General features: G+C 41.9%; 11 protein-coding genes, 4 tRNA genes and 1 other annotated feature (1 of these 16 cut by a window edge). Of the genes, 1 reads left to right on the top strand and 14 read right to left on the bottom strand.

From position 1 onward, the window contains the following. Positions 1-206: a binding site (T-box leader), on the bottom strand; it reaches 17 nt to the left of the window's first position. An 89-nt stretch (positions 207-295) separates the two neighbouring features. The 13 genes from KFE17_05530 to KFE17_05590 form a co-directional block, all read right to left on the bottom strand. Beyond that, positions 296-1372, bottom strand: coding sequence for a GNAT family N-acetyltransferase (locus KFE17_05530; GenBank protein QUO33206.1), 1077 nt, complete (start codon positions 1370-1372; stop codon positions 296-298). Between the two features lie 113 nt (positions 1373-1485). Next, entirely contained in the window at positions 1486-2025 is a 540-nt protein-coding gene (locus KFE17_05535; protein ID QUO33207.1) for a 2-C-methyl-D-erythritol 2,4-cyclodiphosphate synthase, read from the bottom strand. Positions 2026-2036: 11 nt separating this feature from the next. After that, entirely contained in the window at positions 2037-2876 is an 840-nt protein-coding gene (locus KFE17_05540) for a MetQ/NlpA family ABC transporter substrate-binding protein (GenBank protein ID QUO33208.1), read from the bottom strand. Positions 2877-2920: 44 nt separating this feature from the next. Further along, the gene (locus tag KFE17_05545; GenBank protein QUO33209.1) at positions 2921-3586 is read right to left on the bottom strand and encodes an ABC transporter permease; all 666 of its coding nucleotides are present in this window, start codon (positions 3584-3586) and stop codon (positions 2921-2923) included. Next, entirely contained in the window at positions 3576-4595 is a 1020-nt protein-coding gene (locus tag KFE17_05550; GenBank protein QUO33210.1) for an ATP-binding cassette domain-containing protein, read from the bottom strand. Before KFE17_05550 ends, KFE17_05545 begins: the two co-directional genes overlap by 11 nt. Positions 4596-4684: 89 nt before the next feature. Further along, a complete protein-coding gene (locus KFE17_05555; GenBank protein ID QUO33211.1) occupies positions 4685-5590 on the bottom strand; it encodes a LysR family transcriptional regulator in 906 nt (301 codons plus the stop codon). Between the two features lie 78 nt (positions 5591-5668). Further along, positions 5669-5742: transfer RNA gene (locus KFE17_05560), tRNA-Met, on the bottom strand. Positions 5743-5763: 21 nt separating this feature from the next. Continuing rightward, a tRNA-Val gene (locus KFE17_05565) sits at positions 5764-5836 on the bottom strand. 115 nt (positions 5837-5951) lie between these two features. Next, positions 5952-6025: transfer RNA gene (locus KFE17_05570), tRNA-Met, on the bottom strand. An 18-nt stretch (positions 6026-6043) separates the two neighbouring features. After that, positions 6044-6116: transfer RNA gene (locus tag KFE17_05575), tRNA-Val, on the bottom strand. A 174-nt stretch (positions 6117-6290) separates the two neighbouring features. Next, a complete protein-coding gene (gdhA, locus tag KFE17_05580) occupies positions 6291-7625 on the bottom strand; it encodes an NADP-specific glutamate dehydrogenase (protein QUO33212.1) in 1335 nt (444 codons plus the stop codon). Between the two features lie 369 nt (positions 7626-7994). Then, on the bottom strand, positions 7995-11750 hold the full coding sequence (locus KFE17_05585) for a phosphoribosylformylglycinamidine synthase (GenBank protein ID QUO33213.1): 3756 nt from the start codon (positions 11748-11750) through the stop codon (positions 7995-7997). A gap of 124 nt (positions 11751-11874) precedes the next feature. After that, complete coding sequence (locus KFE17_05590; protein QUO33214.1) at positions 11875-12591, bottom strand: TIGR01906 family membrane protein; 717 nt, start codon at positions 12589-12591, stop codon at positions 11875-11877. Between the two features lie 178 nt (positions 12592-12769). Here KFE17_05590 and KFE17_05595 point away from each other — a divergent pair, with 178 nt between their 5' ends. Then, entirely contained in the window at positions 12770-13654 is an 885-nt protein-coding gene (locus tag KFE17_05595; GenBank protein QUO33215.1) for a LysR family transcriptional regulator, read from the top strand. Here the strand turns inward: KFE17_05595 and KFE17_05600 are convergent. Then, positions 13651-16026, bottom strand: coding sequence for an ATP-dependent DNA helicase (locus KFE17_05600; protein ID QUO33216.1), 2376 nt, complete (start codon positions 16024-16026; stop codon positions 13651-13653). The genes KFE17_05595 and KFE17_05600 overlap by 4 nt on opposite strands. Positions 16027-16137 lie beyond the last annotated feature (111 nt).

Below are 16137 nucleotides of genomic sequence, written 5' to 3' on the forward strand. Positions count from 1 at the left end.
CCGCGGTTCCACTCTTCATTAAAAGAATTGCTTCTTTTCACTTTATGCCGGTAACGTCAGCCTACGTATCCGGCTTGGACAGCGCTTTCACCGGATCAGCTCCCGAATGCACTTCACAATTTCTCCTCTGAAAGCTGCTTCCAGCCGATGGCAGCTTCTCTCTGTCAGTTTCTGAAACTGTTACTCTCTTCGTTCTTCGCCTTTTCATATCTGATATATAGTGTATGGGAAAATGTTTTTTTTGTCAACTCCCATTCAACCTGTAAAAACAGAAAACCGCTTTTTATTCTGCTTCTTATACAATTTCATTGAGAAATACTCTGTTCCAGAAACAGGACGCTTCCACCAGCTTTTCTACTGTAATTACCCTCTCGTCCGTATCCCCGAGTTCTCCTTCTTTCGTGACGCGAAGAACTTCTCCTTCTTCAGCCTCAATCTTCCATTTCCCACAATTTCCAGAAAGAATCTCATCTTTCACAGCAATCTCTTCGGAAAATGCTTCTCTGGCACGAAAACATTCCAAAAATGCTTTCAGATCAACAATTCTCGCCATAATAACCGGCTTTTCCGGAATCATTTCCCACACAGCCCTATCTTCTGACAGCATCTGTTCTTCCACAGCCTGACAGAGGATCATCCGCTCTTCCCCGCCTGTCAAAGCGTACACGATTGTTCCAAGCAGTTTCTCCACTTCCGGAAGCAAAAGCGGTTCCCGTATCTCCATATACTCCTCTTCTTCTGCATAGTATACACAGCCTAACAGCTGTCCTTCCCGCTCCAGCAGCAGAATCCCTCCATTTTCACTCATCTGCTCTTTCAGCATCATCTGATAATAAGCCTCAGTCCGCCGTGTCCTCACAAGGCAGCGTTCTTGAAGATACTGCTCTGCAAAAGCAGCAATCTTACAGCAATCTTTTTCTTCTGCCTGCCGACACAAAATCCCTTCCGGAAATTCCCTTTTCTTTCCGGCAATCTTACAGCGTTTCTGGTGATAAATAAATCGGAACCCATGGGGCGCGTAGATTGCTTCTGCTGCCGGCATAAGAAAGGTAAAGGGCTGATGCTCTCTGTACATTTCCTCAAGCGCCCGATGCAGAAGCCTTGCCATAAATTTTCTTCCCCGGTACGCTTTCTCTGTAGCTACCCCAACAATATAATTGGTTTTTTTAACTCCTCCCGGCATAACCATCTCGTAGGGATTTAGCTGAAGCATTGCGCGGATATCCCCATCTGCCTCTATGATAAAGATTTCATTTTCTTCTGTTTTGACTGAATAATAATAATCCAGAAATTTCTTTGAATCTTCACAAAAGATTTCTTCCCAGAGCTTTCTTGTTTTTTTATGCTCTTCCTGTTCTAGTTTTCGAATCATCTCTTCCTCCTGTCCGGCGCCATCTGCATCTTTTCTTTGAATTCGGCGCCTGTACTTTCTTTCACGGGAAAAGGCAGCGCCGGTATTTGATTCCGCCACTGCCTGATTCTTTCTTATTTTCTGCCACATCCCGGACAGGATGAACATCCTTCTACAGGTGTCACATCATAACTAAAATTTGTTATTTTCTCTATCGCACAGATTGCCTGTGAAGAAATTCCCTCTCCACTTCCGGTAAACCCAAGCCCTTCCTCTGTTGTTGCTTTCACATTTACCTGATCCACTTCTATCTGAAGCGCCTCTGCAATATTCTGACGCATTGCCGGAATGTGCGGAAGCATCTTCGGACGCTGCGCAATAATGGTCGCATCGATATTTTCAATCACATACAGTTTCTCATCCAAAAGTGTTCTGACATGTTCCAGGAGTTTCATGCTGGAAATTCCTTTATAGGCTTCTTCCGTATCCGGAAAATGTCTTCCGATATCTCCAAGAGCTGCTGCCCCAAGAAGTGCATCCATAATTGCATGTAACAGTACGTCTGCATCTGAATGTCCAAGCAACCCCTTTTCATAAGGTATCTTAACCCCGCCAAGAATCAAATCTCTTCCTTCTACTAATTTGTGTACATCATATCCCATACCTACGCGCATATTTTTACCTCTTATTCTACGACTACAACAGCGCCATTATAAGTCTTGTCAATATATGTTTTCACATCATCACTCTTTAAAGCCTCAACCAGCGCTTTCACTGCATCGTTATTTTCGTTGCCTTCCTTTACTGCAATGACATTGACATATGCTTTTACTGCATCTGAAGAAGCATCCTCAACAACAAGTGCATCCTTTTCTGCTGTATATCCTGCATCCAGTGCATAGTTACCATTCATGCACGCAAATGCCACTTCTGATAAAACACGCGGAATCTGTGCTGCTTCCAGTTCAACAATCTCTACGTTGTGCGGATTCTCTTCGATGTCTTTCTTTGTTGCATTCAGGCCGGCGCCATCTTTTAATGTTATAATACCCTGTGATTCTAATAAAAGCAATGCCCTTGCTTCATTTGTTGTATCATTTGGTACTGCAATTTTATCTCCGTCTTTTAAATCCTCTAACTTTGCTGCTGTTCCCGGATAAATTCCAAACGGTTCGTAATGGATCTCTCCGGCAGATACAAGATGTGTTCCCCGCTCTTCGTTAAAATTATTCATATAAGTAATATGCTGGAAATAATTGGCATCAATTTCGCCTTCTTCCACTGCTGTATTCGGGATTACATAATCAGAATATTCTTTGATCTCCAGTTCATATCCTTTTTCTTCAAGAATCGGCTGTACTTCTTTCAAAATTTCCGCATGCGGTGATGGGGATGCACCAACAACGATCTTCTTGCTTTCTTTTTTACTTTCTCCGCTGTCTTTGCTTTCTCCGCCGCATCCTGCGAGAAGCGCCAATGATAATACTGCTGCTGTTCCAATACATAATACTTTTTTCAATTTCATAATACATTCCTCCTGTAATACATGTTGTCTTTTATCTCAACTGTCTAACGAATACGCTTATCGCTCTTCTTCGACAGACTGATTCCTCCCGCCTGCACAATCTGAACGATTACAACAAGCAATACTGTTGTTACGATCATAATTGGGAATTCATAGCGGTACACTCCATAACGGATTGCAATATCTCCAAGTCCTTCGCCTCCGACAAATCCTGCCATTGCTGTATAGCCAATAATTGTTGTGACTGAAATCGCTGCTCCTACAAGAATAGACGGAACCGCCTCCGGAACAAGTACTTTATAAATAATCTGCCATGTACTTGCTCCCATTGATTTGGCTGCTTCGATTACTCCATAATCAACTTCCTTCAAAGAAGATTCAATCATTCTCGCAATATAAGGCGCTGCGGAAAATACAAGCGGCGGAATCATGGCTGTCGGGCCAATCTTTGTTCCTACAAGTACCTTCGTTACCGGCATCACTAAAATCAGCAAAATAATAAACGGAACCGATCTTAATATATTAATTACAAATCCTAAAATACGATTCAACGTCGGCATCGGCCGAATCCCGTCTTTTTCTGTTACGACAAGGATCACTCCAAGCGGAAGTCCGATCACATACGAAAGAAGTGATGCGATTCCTGTCATATAAATTGTCTGCAGCATACCAATTCCGATCATACGCCATGTTTCTGCATCAAAATTCATTTCCCTCTACCTCCTCATATGGTATCTTCTCTGTCTCAAGAAATCTTATAACCTTTTGTCTGTCTTCAACATTCGCCGGCACCTGAATGACCATCTGCCCGAATGCCTTATCCCCAATTCGCTTTGTAGACGCATATGCAATATTTACCGGGAATCCGCATGCCAGAGCCATTTTGCCAATTACCGGCTCTGTAGCTTCCAACCCGTCAAAAATAATACGATAAAAAGACTTTGTATCAAAAGAAATCTCTTTGAGTGAATCTCCGAGAATAAAATGACGTCCGATCTGTGACTTCGGATTGGAGAATACTTCTTCTACAAGTCCGCACTCTGCAATCTGACTCTGATCAATAATCGCTACCCGATGGCAAACAGATTCTACCACTTTCATCTCGTGGGTAATAATAATAATTGTAATGCCAAACTTCTGATTAATCTCTCTTAACAGATCTAAAATGGACTTTGTTGTATTCGGGTCCAAAGCACTTGTAGCCTCATCACAGAGAAGCACTTTTGGATTTGCAGCGAGTGCTCTTGCGATTGCTACTCGTTGTTTCTGTCCTCCGGACAATTGAGCCGGAAATGCTTTTGCTTTATCTCCAAGTCCTACCACCTCTAAAAGTTCTTTTGCTCTTTTCAGCGCATCCTTTTTTGGCACTCCCGCAATCTCAAGCGGGAAACTGATATTTCGTAAAATATTCCGCTGTGACAGAAGATTAAACTGCTGGAAAATCATTCCTATGGATCTTCTTGCTTCTCTGAGCTCCTTGTCAGATAATTTCCCCAGTTCTTTTCCGTCAAAGATCACTGCTCCTTCTGTCGGTTCTTCCAGATAATTCATGCATCTTACAAGAGTACTTTTTCCGGCTCCACTCAATCCGATGATTCCAAAAATTTCCCCTTCCTGAATCTCAAGATTAATATCACGAAGGGCACGCACATTTGATTTTGCTCCCTGAAATTCTTTTCCAAGATGCTTCAATTCAATGATTGTTTTCTTATCACTCATATTCTCATTTCCTCTCTGCTTTCTGTTTGATATTGTAATAGACTTTTCTGTTCTTGTCCAAGTCAAAAAACAAATATCTTGTTATAGGTTTAACTAATATCAGTTTTTAAAACACTGCGAAGTGCATCTAAATACATCTGACCGAGTTCACTGACCACATGGCTTTTTCGCACAACATAGCCAACTTTGATCTCGTCATCTTCCATTAATGGCCTTGAAATGATCTGGTCTTCAAACTGACTGATAAATCCGGTAGAAATGGTATAACCGTTTAAACCAATCAGCAGATTAAACAGCGTTGCCCGGTCGTTGACAACAATACTTTTCTTATGGGACACAGTGCTTAAAATCTCTTCCGAAAAATAAAACGAATTGTACTCTCCCTGATCAAATCTCAAATACGGTAATTCTTCCAGATCTTCTACCGTCAGCAGTTCTTTCTGAGCAAGCGGATTATTTCTTCCAAGAAATACATACGGTCTTGTACGGAACAACTCATGAAAAACAAGATGCTTTTCTTTCATAAATTTTGTCAGGATTTTTTCATTAAAGCTATTCAAATACAAGATTCCGATTTCACTTTTAAAATTTTGCACATCTTCCATAATTTCATACGTCTTTGTCTCTCTCAGAGCAAATTCATATTCTTCCCGCCCATATGTGTGGATCAGTTCCACAAATGCATTTACTGCAAACATATAGTGCTGTGTAGAAACTGACAGAAGCTGCTTTTTCTGTTTCTTATGAAGATATTTCTGCTCCATTAACTCTGTCTGCTCCAGAACCTGGCGTGCATAGCCAAGAAATTCCCGCCCTTCCACGGTAACTTCAATTCCCCGGTTATTTCTCCGAAAAATATCAAAACCAATCTCTTCTTCCAGAGTGCGAACAGTTCCGGACAGACTCGGCTGTGTAATAAACAGATTTTTCGCAGCATCATTAAAGGAGCCGCAATTTGCAACTTCCACAATATATTTTAATTGCTGTAATGTCATAGCCTCTCCCTTCTTTCCTTCTTCAAAAACATTTTTACAAAAGAAAAAAAAGCTTGCGGACACAAGCTTTCTTAAAAATAGCGGGAACTGGATTCGAACCAGCGACACTACGGGTATGAACCGTATGCTCTAGCCAACTGAGCTATCCCGCCATATTCTCTTTTCAATAAATATGGGACCAATAGGGCTCGAACCTATGACCCTCTGCTTGTAAGGCAGATGCTCTCCCAGCTGAGCTATGATCCCATATCTGTTAGATTGCTCTTGCAATCAGCTTCTTTAGTATATATCACTAATTCTGATTTGTCAAGAACTTTTTGCTGTTTTTTCAAACTTTTATTCATCTGAAATCTTCAGCAAATAGCGGGAACTGGATTCGAACCAGCGACACTACGGGTATGAACCGTATGCTCTAGCCAACTGAGCTATCCCGCCACATTCTTTCGATAAATATGGGACCAATAGGGCTCGAACCTATGACCCTCTGCTTGTAAGGCAGATGCTCTCCCAGCTGAGCTATGATCCCATATCTGTTAGGCCGTTCCTCACGACCCGAGTGCTATTATACTATTATCTCTTTCCATTTGTCAATAGTTTTTTTTCGCTTTTTTTACATTTTTTGCATTTTCATAAATAAAAGACGAAATTGCTTCCGTCTTTTATCGTCACACACATATCTTTATAAATGAAATTCCCGCTATTAACAAATCCCCTGCGCGTTCATGGCATCTGCCACTTTCTCGAATCCTGCAATATTCGCTCCTACTACATAGTTTCCTTTCACGCCGTAACGCTCAGCCGCATCTGCCATCCGATGACAAATATCAACCATAATCTGATGCAGTTTCTCATCCACTTCCTCAAATGTCCAACTCAGACGCTCACTGTTCTGAGACATTTCCAGAGCAGAAGTAGCCACTCCTCCGGCATTCGCTGCCTTCCCCGGTGCAAATAATACTCCATGCTCTTGAAGGTACTCGGTTGCTTCCAGTGTTGTCGGCATATTTGCTCCTTCTGCAACTGCAATGCATCCATTCGCTGCAAGCATCTTCGCATCTTCCAGGAAAAGCTCATTCTGAATCGCACACGGAAGTGCAATATCTACTTTCACACTCCATACGCCTCTTCCCTCATGGTATTCGGAATTCGGCCGGTAGTTCTGATATTCCGCTATACGGCCGCGCTTCACTTCCTTAATCTCCTTCAGTGCTGCCAGATCCATTCCTTCCGGATCATACACCCAGCCAGTAGAATCACTTGCCGTTACTACTTTTGCACCGAGCTGCTGTGCTTTTTCAATCGCATAAATAGCCACATTTCCGGAACCGGATACAGCAACTGTCTTCCCTTCCAGTGACATTCCGTTCAATTTAAGCATCTCTTCTGTCAAATACAAAAGTCCATATCCGGTCGCTTCCTTCCGTGCCAGAGAGCCTCCGTAGCTTAATCCCTTTCCGGTTAGAACTCCTTCATAAACTCCCCGGATTCTCTTATACTGTCCATACATATATCCGATTTCTCTTGCGCCTGTTCCAACATCGCCAGCCGGCACATCTGTATCTGCCCCGATATGTCTGTAGAGTTCTGTCATAAAACTCTGGCAGAAAGCCATAATTTCTCTGTCTGATTTCCCCTTTGGATCAAAATCTGATCCGCCTTTTCCTCCGCCAATCGGCAGACCTGTCAGAGAGTTTTTAAAAACCTGCTCAAACCCAAGAAATTTAATAATTCCAAGATTCACAGACGGATGAAGACGAATTCCTCCCTTATACGGTCCAATCGCGCTGTTAAACTGCACGCGGTATCCTGTGTTTACATGCACCTGACCTGCGTCATCCACCCACGGTACCCGGAACATGATCTGCCGTTCCGGCTCCACAAGCCGTTCTAATAGAGCTTCTTTTCGATAATTCTCTTCATTGGCCTCAATTACTATCCGCAGCGATTCCAGCACTTCCTGCACTGCCTGATGAAATTCCGGCTGTGCCGGATTCTTTTCTATCACAAGTTTCATGACTTCATCTACATATGACATATCTTCTTCCTCCTGAATCTTTCTCTTCACTTTATCTTCCAGGAAATGGACATCTCCTTTTTTTCATGTTCTCACTTTAATTCTTTTTTATCATTCTGTCAAGTTATTTTTATCATTTTTACCATTTTTATGAATATTAGAGCGCACTCTATTTCATTTTTTACACTTATAACAATTATTTTTTTATATTTATTTTAAATTATGAAATTTGATTCTATTAATCTTTCATTTCCTTGTTAATTTTATGTCATTTTCATTTTTCTTCAAAAACTGCGAAAGCAGACAATACCAAACGGTACTGTCTGCTCTCTTTTCTCATTCCTTTTATCTTTTGTCCTCGTCTGCCACTCTCACGGCGCCAAAGAGAACTTATTTGAAATATGCAACTCCTGATTCAAAGATTCTCAGATCCTGTTCTCCATAAATATTCATTGCAACAGCGTCTGCTCTTCTTTCTGAGTGTGCCATCTTACCAAGCACACGTCCATCCGGACTTGTAATACCTTCAATTGCCATATAAGAGCCGTTTACATTCCACTCTTCATTCATGCTTACATTTCCATCCAGATCACAATACTGTGTTGCTACCTGACCATTTGCAAACAGCTTATCAAGCCACTCCTTGCTGGCAACGAACCGACCTTCTCCATGTGATGCAGGATTTACATAAACACCGCCAAGCTGTGCCTGCGCAAGCCATGGGGATTTGTTTGTAACTACCTTTGTATATACCATCTTAGAAATATGGCGTCCAATCGTATTATATGTCAGTGTCGGAGAATCCGGTGTCTGACCTACAATATCTCCGTGCGGTACAAGTCCCAGTTTTACAAGTGTCTGGAAACCATTACAGATACCAAGTACAAGTCCGTCACGCTCATTTAACAATTTCTGCACTGCTTCTTTCAGCTTCGCATTCTGGAATGCGGTTGCAAAGAACTTCGCAGAACCATCCGGTTCATCTCCTGCTGAGAATCCGCCAGGGAACATAATAATCTGTGCCTGGGCAATCGCCTTTTCAAATTCTGCTACAGAGTCACGAATATCTTCTGCATCCATATTTCTAAATACTTTTACATTCGCTTTAGCACCTGCACGCTCAAATGCTCTTGCACTGTCATACTCACAGTTTGTTCCCGGAAATACCGGAATAAATACTGTCGGCTGTGCAATCTTATGTGTACAGATGTGAATGTCTTTTGTATCGTACAATTTGCTTTCTACCGGCTCATCGCTATTTTCATCAGAAACTGTTGCAAATACCTTTTCAAGCGGAGCTTTCCATGTCTCAACCGCTTCTTTCAGAGAAATCTCTGTGTCAGCATATGTAAATTTCGGTTCTGCAAGTACTTCACCGATCACAGTATATGTAATTGCAAGTTTTTCTACACATTCTGCCGGAACTTCTGCTACAAGATCGCCAAATGCAGGTGCAAACAGTTCGCGTGCATCCATGTTATGCTCAATCTTCACACCAAAGCCGTTACCAAATGCCATCTTGCTGACAGCCGGAATTACGCCATGACGATCCAATGCATATGCAGAAACAATATTTCCTGCCTGAATATCTGCACGGAATTTTCCATACTGATCCATAACAGATGCATATACCGGAAGATCATAATCATTTTTCTCGATTCGAAGCCATACAAGCTTATTGCCTGCCTTCTTTAATTCCGGAGTAATAATATCTTTTTCTTTTGCAACGTCTACTGCAAATGAAACAAGTGTCGGAGGAACATCAATATCCTGGAATGTTCCTGACATACTGTCTTTTCCTCCGATGGACGGAAGACCAAATCCAAGCTGTGCATCATATGCTCCAAGCAATGCCACAAAAGGCTGACTCCATCTCTTTGGATCTTCTGTCATACGGCGGAAGTATTCCTGGAAAGTAAAACGGATCTTACTAAAATCGCCGCCGTTGGCAACAATCTTTGCAATAGATTCTGTTACTGCATAAACAGCTCCATGATATGGACTCCAACTTGACAAATACGGATCAAATCCAAAACTCATCATTGTAACCGTATCGCATTTTCCTGTTAATACCGGAAGTTTTGCTACCATACTCTGTGTTTCTGTCTGCTGGTATTTTCCACCGTGAGGCATGAATACACTTCCTGCTCCAATAGAACCGTCAAACATCTCCACAAGTCCTTTTTGTGAGCAGACATTAAGATCGCTTAATGTTTCAAGCCATTTTGCCTTTACATCAGCAATTTCTGACTTCACAAGCGGACAATTCTCTCTATTTGGAATTTCTACTTCTACTTTGGTCTCCTGATGCGCACCGTTCGTATCAAGGAATGCACGGGAAATATTAACAATATCTTTTCCTCTCCAATTCAGTACAAGACGCGGCTCTTCTGTTACAACTGCTACTTCTACTGCTTCGAGGTTTTCTTCTTTTGCATATCCGAGAAATTCCGCAACATCTTTTGGATCCACAACAACAGCCATACGTTCCTGAGACTCAGAGATTGCAATTTCTGTTCCGTCAAGCCCTGCGTATTTCTTCGGAACCTTATCCAGATCTACTTTCAGACCGGCAGCTAATTCTCCGATTGCTACAGATACACCGCCTGCTCCAAAGTCATTACATTTCTTGATCAATTTGCTGACTTCTTCACGACGGAACATTCTCTGAATCTTACGTTCTGTCGGAGCGTTTCCTTTCTGCACTTCTGCACCGCAAGTCTCAATAGACTCTTCCGTATGTACTTTTGAAGAACCTGTAGCACCGCCGCAGCCATCACGTCCGGTACGTCCTCCTAAAAGAATAATGATATCTCCCGGATCGGATGTCTCACGGATAACCGCACGTCTCGGAGCAGCACCCATAACCGCACCGATTTCCATACGTTTTGCAACATAATCCGGATGGTAGATTTCTTTTACCATACCTGTTGCAAGTCCGATCTGATTACCATAAGAACTATAGCCGTGTGCAGCGCCTCGAACGAGCTTCTTCTGAGGAAGTTTTCCCTTCAGCGTCTCCTTTACAGAGACTGTTGGATCTGCTGCACCTGTTACACGCATCGCCTGGTATACATAAGTACGTCCTGATAACGGGTCACGGATTGCACCGCCAAGACATGTGGCAGCTCCACCAAACGGTTCAATCTCTGTCGGATGGTTATGTGTCTCATTTTTAAAGTTTACAAGCCACTCTTCTTCTACACCATCTACCTCAACCGGCACAACGATACTGCAGGCGTTGATTTCTTCTGATTCTTCCTGGTCTTCTAATTTTCCTTCTTTTTTTAATTTGCGCATTGCCATCAGTGCCAGATCCATCAGACATACAAATTTATCTTCACGTCCTTTGAAAATCTCACTGTGATCTGCAAGATAACGACGGTATGTATCTTCAATCGGAGTTTTATAGTCTCCCTCTCCAAAAGTTACATCTGTTAATTCTGTAGAAAATGTTGTATGACGGCAATGATCAGACCAGTATGTATCAAGTACACGGATCTCTGTCATAGACGAATCTCTGTCTTCTTCTGATTTGAAATATCTCTGGATATGCTGGAAATCTTTAAATGTCATTGCAAGTCCAAGAGAACTATATAACTCTTTTAATTCTTCCTCCGGCATATCTTTAAAACCGTCAAAGATCTTAACATCTGCCGGTTCATCGTATACCGTTACAAGTGTTTCCGGTTTCTCCATGCCTGTCTCTCTTGAATCTACCGGATTAATGCAGTGATCTTTAATTGCTGCCATCTCTTCTGCTGTTATTTCACCTTCAATCACATACGTTGTTGCTGTCTTGATAACCGGCTGTTCATCTTCTTTAATAAACTGTACACACTGTACTGCAGAATCTGCTCTCTGGTCAAACTGTCCCGGAAGATATTCCACTGAAAAAACGCTGCTTCCTTCTGCTGCCGGAAATTCCTCCAGATACAAGATGTCCACAGGCGGTTCTGCAAAAATACCATTGCAGGCACGTTCAAATGTTTCGTCTGAAAGATTCTCTACATCGTAGCGATTCAGGACACGCACATTTTTTACTGTGCGGATTCCAAGATAGCTCTTGATCTCCTGATTCAGTTCTTTTGCCTGTACAGCAAACTCCGGTTTCTTTTCCACATAAACTCTTCTTACGCCGTTCATATAGTCCTCCTTTGATCTATTCGTGTCATTACATTGCTGCAAATTACTTCTACTTTGCTTTCATTCTATCATATTTCTCTTGATTAGTATAATTAATATATCTAAACTTTCTTATAAGTACAACTTATTCTTTTCTTATTGTCCTTCTATAAAAATATCTTCGCACAACCGCTCCCAAAAGAAGCAGCACAAAAAATATTCCAAAGCATCCGCCGATTCGAACAACCATATCGAAGAAAAAGCCTTCCGGCAGCATCCGTATCATATAATCTGTTGCCGGATCAAACAGCCAGAGATCATTATCAAAAAAGATTTCATGAAAGATTTCAAAAATTTTCGTAAAATTCACATAACAAAAACTGCCGAGAAGAATCGCTGCTGCCGCAAAGAGCCCGAGCGCAATCAAAACTGCTTTCGATACAATCCCATACCTTCGCTCCGTCTTCCATCCGATCCAACCCAAAAGGACAAGCCCAATTACAAATGAGATCCTCATCAGCTTCAGGCCTCCAAGAAATAGTCCTTTTACCTCTTCCATATGAAATCGATCCTGCTCATTGAAAAAATCCTGTTTCTTTCCCTCTACGGTCGTTACAATTGATAGTTCCTGCTCCTGACCACGCAAATATGACATCATATATTTTGTCACATGCATGACATCTTCCAGTTCCATTTCCAATGGTTCGGTTACCTGATATTTTATATATTCTTTTTCATAAAAACGGTATTTCGGATCACCATAAACTGCAATATCAAAACTTGCAAGAACTCCTGCGAAAATAATCAGCAACGCTCCTGCCACTGCTGCTATCTCATAAATCCATCTCTTTCTCTGACTCATATATCGATCCTTTCTCCTCTCCTTATGATCTATCTTATCATATTCCCCTTCTTATTGAAAACAGAAAGTTACTTAAGAAGTGCTTTCTCAAAAGGAAAACAGGAAATTCTCATAGGGATATTGTTTTTTTGTAAGTTTTCTCCTATAATATCAGTAATATTTATAAGGAGAACTAATAATGGATATTAACTATGAATTATATAAAGTATTCTATTACGTTGCAACAACACTAAGCTTCTCAGAAGCATCAAAACAGCTTTTTATATCCCAGTCCGCAGTCAGTCAGTCCATTAAAACATTGGAAAAAAAACTGGATCAGCCTCTGTTCATCCGAAGTACCAAAAAAGTGCGTCTTACGCCGGAAGGCGAGATCCTTCTCCGCCATATCGAACCGGCTATGAATCTGATTCGCCGCGGAGAAGCACAGCTCACTGACACTGCCTTTACCGGAGGACAGATCCGTATCGGTGCCAGTGATACCATCTGCCGCTATTTCCTCGTACCCTATTTAAAGCAATTCCATAAGGAATTTCCAAACGCACATATAAAGGTAACAAACCAGACTTCTATCCGCTGTGTAGAACTTCTGGAAACCGGTCAGGCAGACTTCATCGTTACAAACTATCCGAATACGGCCCTGACAAATTTATATTCTATCAAAAAGATTAAACGCTTTCAGGATGTGTTTATTGCCAGCCACGCCTTTCTTGAACTGAAAAACCGCCGGGTTAGTTTTGCTGAACTTCTAAAATATCCATTATTAATGCTGGATAAACAGAGTACCACCAGCGAATTCCTACATAATCTGTTCCAACAGCGCCAACTGGATCTTGTTCCGGAAGCAGAATTAAGCAGCAATGATCTGCTCATTGATCTTGCACGCATCGGTCTTGGGATTGCTTTTGTCCCAGATTTCTGTGTACCCCAAGACTCTAAAGAACTCTTTATTTTAGATACAGAAGAATCTCTTCCTTCCCGGGAACTTGTCATCGCTTACAATGAACATGTGCCTGTTTCAAAGGCAGCCGCACATTTTATGTCTTATTTTGAGGAACTTTCCTAAATAACATGGTTCCAGAATTTTTCGATGTGTTCTTCCACCGTCTCTAATGTGCAGTATTCCCTCTGTTTCCATTCTCTCGGAAATACAGCGGCATACTGCCTGCTCTGGAACCTGTCATCCAGCAAAAGAATGATCCCTTCATCTTCATCCGTACGAATCACACGTCCCGCTGCCTGCAGCACCTTATTCATCCCCGGATAAAGATAAGCATAATCAAACCCGGGCAGCTGATTCACATCAAAATACTGTCTCAGAATTTCACGCTCCGGACACACTTGCGGAAGTCCTGTTCCCACAATAACTGCCCCGATCAGCCGTTCTCTGGATAGATCGATCCCTTCCGAAAAGATTCCACCCAGCACAGAAAATCCAAGCACACTCCCTTTTCTCTTTTTTTCAAAACTTTCTAAAAATGCTTCTCGTTCTTCTTCTCCCATCCCCGGCTTCTGACGAAGTATTTCCACTTCTTCTCTCCCGGTCTCTTTCATTCTCTCTTTTTGCAGTGTAACAAATTCATCATACACTTCTTCCAACATACGATATGACGGAAAAAAGACAAGATAATTTCCATGCTTTGTATCCAATATTTCTAAAAGATACTTTGCAATCCTCCGATACATTTCCAATCCCCGCAATGTATATTTTGTACTCACATCTGCTCCAATGAGCAGCAGGCGCTTTCTTTCATCAAACGGAGACTCTGCATAAATCGCATAATCATTCTCATTTGTGCTAAGCAGTTTTTTGTAATATTGAATCGGAAGCAATGTTGCCGAAAAGAAAATCGTACTATTCCCTTGTTCCAGATACGTCTTCAAATTCACAGCCGGATTCACACAAAATAATTTCAGTTTGAATCTTCCGTCCTCCTCCATCTCTGTATAGATCACATAATGTTCATCCATCTGATCATAAATGCTTACGAACATTCTGATCTGAAAGTAAAAATCCAACAAGTCTTCTCTGAGCTTCCCTTTTTCCGGGTTCTCCATAATTTTCTCCAACTCGGCCATAATATTCATCGCTGACAGATAAATATGAGAAACGCTTTGATGCACCTGATAAGATTCACATTCCCGTTTCATCTCCAAAAGCTGACGGTTGCAAAGATCAAGCTTCTTCACAAGTTTCGGCGCCTCATAACGTGCAAGCCTTTTTGCTTCCAACACATCTTCCTTATACAATACAGCGCTGTACATCTCCCTCGCCCGCTCCACAAGATTATGGGCTTCATCAATCAGAAATAAGTACTCTCCACTGCCGCCTTCTGAAAAAAATCGTTTCAAATGCGCCGTTGGATCAAAAACATAATTATAATCGCAAATAACCGCGTCTACCCAGGATGCTGCATCAAGCGACATCTCAAATGGACATACCTGATGTTTCCTCGCCTGTCTCTCAAGCGCTTCTCTCGTCATTTCCCCAGTCTCATTCAGGAGTTCAAATACAGCATCATTGACACGGTCAAAATGCCCTTTTGCATACGGGCAAGCCTCCGGATTACATTCCATTGTTTCACAAAAACAGATTTTCTCCTTTGCCGTCAATGTTATAACCTTCATATTCAACCCCTGCTGCTTTAATGTCTGAAACGCATTTTCTGCCACAGTACGGGTAATCGTCTTGGCAGTCAAATAGAATAATTTCTCTCCCAAACCTTCTCCGATTGCTTTCACTGCCGGAAAGACTGTTGCCATCGTCTTTCCCACTCCGGTCGGCGCCTGGATGAATAATTGTTTTTTTCGCAGGATTGTGCGATAGACATCCCGCACAAGCTCCCGCTGCCCTTCCCGGTATACAAACGGAAATTCAATTGTCCGAATCGAAGTATTGCGCTTTTCTCTCCAGTCTATCTGAAATTTTGCCCATTTCTGATATTGATCTGCAATGTCCGAAAACCATACCGCCAGCTTCTGAACAGGATAAGTATATTGAAACCGCCGGATTTCCTCCGTCTCCATCTGACAATAGGTCATCTGTACGCCAATCTCTTCCAGACCTTCCTGCAAGCCGTATATACAGGCATAGCATTTTGCCTGAGCCAGATGTACTTCCTTCGGTTCCTCCAATCGTTCCAGCTCTCCAAGTATCCCTTTAATTTCATCAATCACAACTTGATTTTCGTCAATTATGATTCCATCTGCCCGCCCCTCAATCTGAAGAATACAGCTTTCGTAAGGTATTTGATATTTCAAAGAAACTTCTGCATGGTAATCTGCCCCCATTTGTCTTTGAATCTTTCTGTGGATCTTGCTTCCAAGCTGCATTGCATCTTTATCTGCCATTTTCCCTATTCGATTGTCAATGTCTCCGCTTCGCAGAATAAATTCCACAAGATTTCTCACAGAAATCTTAACGATTGGACACTCCATCTTCCTTTTACCACCAATCCCAAATCTTTTATTCTTTTGAGTTACAATCTCACAAATTTTTTCAAAATCATCATAACAAAAACTGCTGCAGGAATTCAATCCCTGCAGCAG

Origin of the sequence: Faecalicatena sp. Marseille-Q4148 (assembly GCA_018228665.1) — a bacterium.
In the GTDB taxonomy this organism is placed as follows: domain Bacteria; phylum Bacillota; class Clostridia; order Lachnospirales; family Lachnospiraceae; genus UBA9414.